This window comes from Micromonospora noduli (assembly GCF_003264365.1).
In the GTDB taxonomy this organism is placed as follows: domain Bacteria; phylum Actinomycetota; class Actinomycetes; order Mycobacteriales; family Micromonosporaceae; genus Micromonospora; species Micromonospora noduli.
Genome location: NZ_PYAK01000009.1, coordinates 187,567 through 193,979 on the forward strand (window position 1 = coordinate 187,567; position 6,413 = coordinate 193,979).

The 6,413-nt window shown below is 70.6% G+C and carries 8 protein-coding genes; 4 read left to right on the top strand and 4 right to left on the bottom strand.

Features of this window, described 5'->3' with window-relative positions:
• Positions 1-28: 28 nt before the first annotated feature.
• Both GUI43_RS10325 and GUI43_RS10330 read right to left on the bottom strand, forming a co-directional pair.
• The gene (locus tag GUI43_RS10325) at positions 29-571 is read right to left on the bottom strand and encodes a TetR/AcrR family transcriptional regulator (RefSeq protein ID WP_112698647.1); all 543 of its coding nucleotides are present in this window, start codon (positions 569-571) and stop codon (positions 29-31) included.
• A 51-nt stretch (positions 572-622) separates the two neighbouring features.
• Positions 623-955: a nuclear transport factor 2 family protein gene (locus GUI43_RS10330; RefSeq protein ID WP_112698648.1), complete on the bottom strand. Its 333-nt coding sequence runs from the start codon at positions 953-955 to the stop codon at positions 623-625.
• Positions 956-1,099: 144 nt separating this feature from the next.
• On the opposite strand from GUI43_RS10330, the gene GUI43_RS10335 reads away from it, so the two are divergent.
• On the top strand, positions 1,100-1,591 hold the full coding sequence (locus tag GUI43_RS10335) for a winged helix-turn-helix transcriptional regulator (RefSeq protein ID WP_208646615.1): 492 nt from the start codon (positions 1,100-1,102) through the stop codon (positions 1,589-1,591).
• A gap of 5 nt (positions 1,592-1,596) precedes the next feature.
• On the opposite strand, the gene GUI43_RS10340 is transcribed toward GUI43_RS10335, so the two are convergent.
• Positions 1,597-2,478: a helix-turn-helix domain-containing protein gene (locus tag GUI43_RS10340; protein WP_112698650.1), complete on the bottom strand. Its 882-nt coding sequence runs from the start codon at positions 2,476-2,478 to the stop codon at positions 1,597-1,599.
• A gap of 155 nt (positions 2,479-2,633) precedes the next feature.
• On the opposite strand from GUI43_RS10340, the gene GUI43_RS10345 reads away from it, so the two are divergent.
• Positions 2,634-3,500, top strand: a complete 867-nt coding sequence (locus GUI43_RS10345; RefSeq protein ID WP_112603663.1) for an oxidoreductase — start codon at positions 2,634-2,636, stop codon at positions 3,498-3,500.
• On the opposite strand, the gene GUI43_RS10350 is transcribed toward GUI43_RS10345, so the two are convergent.
• Positions 3,501-4,970, bottom strand: a complete 1,470-nt coding sequence (locus GUI43_RS10350) for an MFS transporter (RefSeq protein WP_249037708.1) — start codon at positions 4,968-4,970, stop codon at positions 3,501-3,503.
• 211 nt (positions 4,971-5,181) lie between these two features.
• Between GUI43_RS10350 and GUI43_RS10355 the strand changes: the two genes are divergently transcribed.
• Together GUI43_RS10355 and GUI43_RS10360 are read left to right on the top strand one after the other, a co-directional pair.
• Positions 5,182-5,661 carry a winged helix-turn-helix transcriptional regulator gene (locus GUI43_RS10355; RefSeq protein WP_112698651.1) on the top strand — a complete coding sequence of 160 codons (480 nt, stop codon included), beginning with the start codon at positions 5,182-5,184 and terminating at the stop codon, positions 5,659-5,661.
• 183 nt (positions 5,662-5,844) lie between these two features.
• A partial coding sequence (locus tag GUI43_RS10360) for a DUF222 domain-containing protein (RefSeq protein ID WP_146765883.1) occupies positions 5,845-6,413 on the top strand: 569 nt, incomplete at its 3' end.

Here is a 6,413-nt window from a genome sequence, read left to right on the forward strand (position 1 = left end):
CGCCGAGGCGGCCCACCATCGGGGTCGGTCAGGGGTGACGGATGCCGGCGGTCAGGGCGCGAGCCCAGGACTCCGGGACCTGCTCCAGGCCGGCGGTCACGATCAGGTGGCACAACTGGCCGTACGCGAAGAACTGCTGTACCTGCGCGTCGCTGGCCTGGGCCCGACTCTGCACGAAGGTCGCGACCCGCCGGTAGCCGGCCCGCACCGCCTCGGCGACCTCCGGGATGTCCGTGACGGCCTGCGCCTGCACCTGGAAGAGCAGCAGGTCGCGGTCGGCGATCAGCTCCGCGTAGGCACCGCCCATGGCGTCGAGGATCTCCTCCGGGCTGTCACCCCCGGCGCGCTCCGCACCCGCCTCGATCGCGTCGGCGATCCGGTCGAAACACGCCCCGGCCGCCGCCACGAACAGACCGAGCTTCCCGGAGAAGAGCCGGAAGACGTACGCCTCGGAGATGCCGGCGGCGGCAGCCACGGCGGTGACCGGTGTGGCGTGAAAGCCGGCGCGCGCGAACACCGACACCGCGGCGTTCAGGACGGTGACCCGGCGGGCCTCGGCGGTGGATCGCATGTTTGTAAGTGTGCACTCACAAACAAAGGTCGTCAAGTGCCCCCTCTGTCGTCAGGGGGCGATGCGCAGCTGCCGGATCGCGGTGTCGTCGTAGTCGCTGAAGCGGTAACGGAGGCCGGCGAACGGGCTGCCGGGAAAGTCGCCGGCGATCGTCGCGGTGACGACGGTGCCGGCGGGAGTGTCCTCAACGTCGGTGATCTCGTACGACACCAGCGGCACGGCGCGACGCCACGCGCGGATGGCCTCGATGCCCCGGTACTCGTTCGACTCGTCCTCGACCACGGCGCCCTCGGCGAAGAGGGCGAAGTAGTCCTCGGAGTCAGGCCGGCCAGCGAGCTCGAAGTAGCGACGGATGATGGCCGGTGCGGCCTGGGCGACGGTCATGGCTGGAGACCCTTCCGGACGTCGCTGGGCAGCAGGAGGCGCACGCCACCAGGACGTCGTACAGTTACTTCTGAAATAGCACCTACTAACTTCGACATTAGCACCTACTCGGGAGAGGGCACAGTTGTGGCCGGGAAGATCCGCTTGGAGGACCGCGAATGCCCGCTGTCCAGCGCGCTCGGCCACGTGGGCGAGTGGTGGACGCTGTTGATCCTGCACGACGCGTTCGACGGCTACACCCGGTTCGACCAGTTCCAGGCCAACCTGGGCGTCTCGTCCAGCATCCTGACCAGCCGGCTCAAGGCCCTCACCGGTCAAGGGTTGCTCGAACGTCGCCGTTACCAGACCAGGCCCGACCGCTACGAGTACGTCCTCACCGACCTCGGCCGCAGCCTGCGGCCCGTCGTCGTCGCCCTCGCCGCCTGGGGTAACTCACGCCTCGATCCGAGTGAGCGCAGCATGATCCTCGTCGACCGGACCACCGGACTGGAGGCCGACCCGGTGATCGTGGACCGCAGCACCGGTCGCCCGCTCGACGACGCCGACTTCGTGTTCGCCGCCGGCCCGGCTGCCAGCGAGACCATGCGCAAGCGCTATGAGCACATCCCCACCCGGGCGACCCCGCAGCGGCCCTGACCGGGTCACTCCAGCGGATAGAGGCGGGCCGGGTCGCCGGGTCGAAGGCTGTCCGGCACCTCGTCGGCCCTGCTGGCGGCGATCGAGCCGAGCAGCGCCAACGAGCGGGCGGACTCCGTACCGGGCTCGGCGTGGTAGATCACCAGGAGCTGCCCGTCGGCGCCGGCCACCGCGAGCTTGTCGCAGTACAGGTCGAGGTCGCCCACCTCGGGGTGGTGCAGCCGGCTGACAATGCCCTCCCGTCGACGCACCTCGTGGCGCGCCCAGAGTTGCCGAAAGCAATCGCTCTTGAGTGACAACTCGCCCACCAGTGCCGTCAACCGTGGGTCGTCGGTGGCGCCGCCCGAGTCGGCACGCATCTGCCCCACGACGCTCTGCATCGCCTGCCGCCAGTCGCGGAACAGCTCCCGCTCGGCCTCGTCCAGGAACACCGCGCGGAGCCGGTTGGCACCCGGGGCGAGATTCGGCGACAGCGCCCTCGCCATCGGGTTCGACGCCAGGATGTCGAGGTAGCGATTCTGCACGAAGGCCGGCATGGAGAGCTGCCGCAGCAGATGCAGGATGCTGGCCGGGACCCGCTCGGCGGCCGGTCGGGACGCCCGGCGCGACCGCGCACGGCTCAACCCGATCATGTACGCGGTCGCCTCCGGATCCAGCCGCAGCACCCCTGCGAGGGCATCGAGGACCTGCACCGAAGGGTGCCGCTCGCGCCCCTGCTCCAATCGGAGGTAGTAGTCGGCGCTGATGCCGGCCAGCATCGCCACCTCCTCGCGCCGCAGCCCCGGCACCCGGCGCAGGCCAACGCCCGGGCCGAGCCCGACGTCCTCGGGCCGGGTCTGCTCCCGGCGGGCGCGCAGGAAGTCGCCGAGCGGGTTTGTTGCGTCCATGCCACCGACGGTAGATCGCCGGGCGGCCCGGTGACTGGCTGTGTCACTACCAGGAACAGCTCGCCCTGCCGCCCGGGCGGCTGCCGACGGACAGTCGTCGGAGGGCCGGTTCCTCACGGCCACGGATGTCACAACGACAACGGACAGAGGATGAAATGAGCGAGAACCTTCCCGGCGGTGCCCTCACCCCCGCTGACGGCCTCACCCTGAGCCGGATGGGCTACGGGGCGATGCAGTTGGCCGGCCCGGGTGTCTTCGGCCCGCCCCGCGACCGCGAGCAGGCGCTCGCCGTGCTCCGCGAGGCCGTCGACCTGGGCGTCCGGCACATCGACACCAGCGACTTCTATGGGCCCGCGGTGGTCAACGAGCTGATCCGCGAGGCGCTCCACCCGTACCCCCAGGGTTTGCACCTGGTCACCAAGGTCGGCGCGCGACGCGGCGCCGACCGCTCCTGGATCCCGGCTCAGGAGCCGGACGACCTCAAGGCCCAGGTTCGGGAGAACCTGGAACACCTCGGCCTGGACGTGCTCGACGTGGTCAACCTGCGGGTAGGCGTCGCGGAGGGCACCACCGGCGAGCCGCTCGGTGCGCAGTTCGCCGCCCTGGCGGAGCTGCGGCAGGAGGGCCTGATCCGGCACCTCGGGCTCAGCAACGTCACGCTCGACCAGCTCACCGAGGCCCAGGCAATCGCGCCGGTGGTCACAGTGCAGAACCTCTACAACGTCGCCAACCGGCAGGACGACGCCCTGGTCGACCGGTGCGCGGCGGAGAACATCGCGTTCGCGGCGTTCTTCCCGCTCGGCGGGTTCACGCCGTTGCAGTCCGACACGCTCGACGGCGTGGCCGCCCGACTGGGTGCCTCACCGCAGCAGGTCGCCCTCGCCTGGCTGCTCCAGCGCTCCCCCACCACCGTGCTGATCCCCGGCACCTCCAGCGTGGCGCACCTGCGGGAGAACATGGCGGCGGCCGACCTGAAACTGCCGACCGACGCCATCGAGGAGCTGGACGCGCTGGCTTCCTAGCTAGTGCTGGTGCGGCCGGTTGCGGATCAGGGTGAGCGCCAGCACTGCGGTGACGAGGAAGACGACGCCGTTGACCCGCAACCCGGCCTGGACGCCGGAGGTCAGTGCCTCCGCGATCGCCGCCCGGACCGGGTCGGGCAGCGGTTGGCCGCCGTTGGCGCCGGAGGCCACCGCAGCCTGCACGGCGGTACGGGTGGGTTCGCCGATCTGGTGCGCGGCGAGCCGTTCCGGCAGGTCGGCCACCATCGTGGTGGTGAGGAGCGTGCCGAGCAGTGACGAGCCGAGCACCGAGCCGACCTGGCGGGCGGCGTTGACCGCGCCGGAGGCCATGCCGGCCTGGGCGGGCGCCACGCTGGCCAACGCCGCCGCCGTCGCCGGGGCCACCACCAGACCGCTGGCCGCACCGAACAACGCGAACAGCGCCCAGCGGTCACCGAACGACGTGGTCGGCCCCTGGTTCGCCAGCGCGAAGCTGGCCACCGCACCGAGGACCAGGCCGAGGGTCAACGGCGCCTTGAATCCGGTACGACGAATCGCGCGCCCGGCGCCGAAGGCGACCAGCACGTACGTGCCGAAGAGCACCAGCATGCGCCAGCCGGTGTCCAGCGGGCTGAGCGCCTGGGCACGTTCGTGGAAGAGGACCAGCAGGATCGCCACGCCGGTGAAACCGAACAGCGACACCGCGCCGACGACCATGACGGCGCTGAACGACGCCGACCGGAACAGCCGTACGTCGAGCATTGGCGCGCTGGCCCGCAGCTCGACCAGGACGAACGCGACAAGTGCGACGACCGCGATGACCCAGGCCGTCAACACCACCGGGCTGGTGTAGCCGATCTTGCCGCCCTGGATCAGCGCGTAGACGGCGGCCGCGATGGCGAAGGTGCCCAGCAGCAGGCCGGGCACGTCGAGTCGGGCGGCGCTCGGCCGGGACTCGGCCACCCCGACGACGGCGACGACGAGGGTGACCAGACCCAGCGCGATGGTCGACAGGTAGACGCTGTGCCACTGGTATTGCCGCAGCAGGAAGCCGGCGATGAGCGGGCCGATCGCGAGGCCGATGCCGGACGCCGCCGACCACGCGGTGATGACCTCGGTCCGTCGGTGCGGATCGGTGAAGGTCGCGCCGAGGATGGCCAGACTGTTCGGCAGGATCAGGGCCCCGCCGAGGCCGGCGACCAACTGCCCGACGATCACCCACCCGACGGTCGGAGCCCCAGCCACTACGGCTGCGCCGACGATCATCGCGACGACCCCGGCACCGAACATGCGCTTACGCCCGTAGCGGCTGCCCAGGGTGGCCGCGGACAGCACGACGCTCGCCACCATCAGGGTGTAGGCGCTGGGGATCCAGACCAGAGTGGTCGGGTCGACCCGCAGGTCCTGCTGGATCGTGGTCAACGCGGAGACCGTCGCGGTGATCTGGAGGAACGTGATCATCGCGCCCAGGCACATGGCGATCAGGGTCACCGGGCGGGAGCCGCGCAAGGACGAGCGAGCGGTCGCGGCCGGTCCTGGTGGGTTCTTCCCGGTTGGGGTCGCTCCGGGTGGGGTTGGGGCCGTGGCGCTGGTAGTCACTGAAGATCCTTCAGGCCGATGGTCTGACTTGCGTCTGCTGAAGTCAGCGCGACCCAGTGAAGCACCTGGCTAGCCCTCACGCAAGTCAGGTACGCTGAAGGGCATGGAGGACCTACGAGACGATCGCGATTCCTGGACGAGCGAAAACTGCTCGGTGGCCCGGGCGATGGACATCGTGGGCAGCAGGTCGACGGTCCTGATCATGCGCGAGGCCCTGCTCGGCACGCGCCGCTTCGACGACTTCGTCCGCCGGGTCGGCGTCGGCGAGCCCGCCATGGCGGCCCGCCTCAAGGAGATGGTCGCCGCCGAACTGCTCGAACGAATCCCCTACCGGGAGCCCGGGCAGCGCACCCGCCACGAATACCAACTCACCCGCAAGGGGCGCGAACTCCTGCCCGTCATCACCGCACTGCGCAACTGGGGCGACACCTGGGCCGCCACCGACACCGGCCCGTCCGTCGTCGCCACCCACCACGACTGCGGCGAGCCGATCCGCGCGGTGCTCCGCTGCGCCGCCGGCCACGAGATCGCGGACGGTGACATCAACATCATCGCCGGCCCGGGCCTCGTCCGGCGCGGCTGAAACCCCCTGGCCACGGCCGAACCAGCAGCGCTGCCGCCACCCCGCGCGGTAACCCCATCCTCCGAGGCGGAACTGTCGGCATGTGTCCAGCTGCGGCGCGGCCTGCCAGGTTCACGCCGGCTGCCGTGAATTCAATCGATCATGGTAACTGAAAGTGTCGTACACCTGTCCTAGTGTCGGGTCATGGTTGAGGAGTTGGCGCTGGCAGACGATGCGATCTCTGCCTGCGTCGACGCCGCCGCCTGGGCCCTGCCGGAGCACGAGCTGATCGCCGCGCTCGACGCCGCGCACCGTCTTCAGCAACGCCTCGCCGCCGTCACCCTCACCCTGATCCGTGAGGTCGACGGCCGCGGCACCGCCCGCACCCAAGGAGCCTCCTGCACCGCGGTCTGGCTCCGCGAACGACTACGGCTGACCGTTCCCGCCGCCCGCCGCCTGATCGACCTCGCCACCGCCCTGGACACCGGCAATCCCGGCATCCGACAAGCGCTGGCTGACGGCACCATCAGCCTGGACCAGGCCCGGGTCATCACCGACACCGTCGACACCGTGAGCAGGTCGGCCGACGCCGAGACCGCCGACAAAGCGGTCGGTGTGCTCGTCGGCTGGGCCGCACAGTTCGACCCCACCCATCTGCGCAAACTCGGCACCCGCATCCTCGACCACGTCGCCCCTGACATCGCCGACGCCGCCACCCAAGCCGCCCTCGACGCCGAAGCACGCCGCGCCACCCGCGACCGGCACCTCACCCT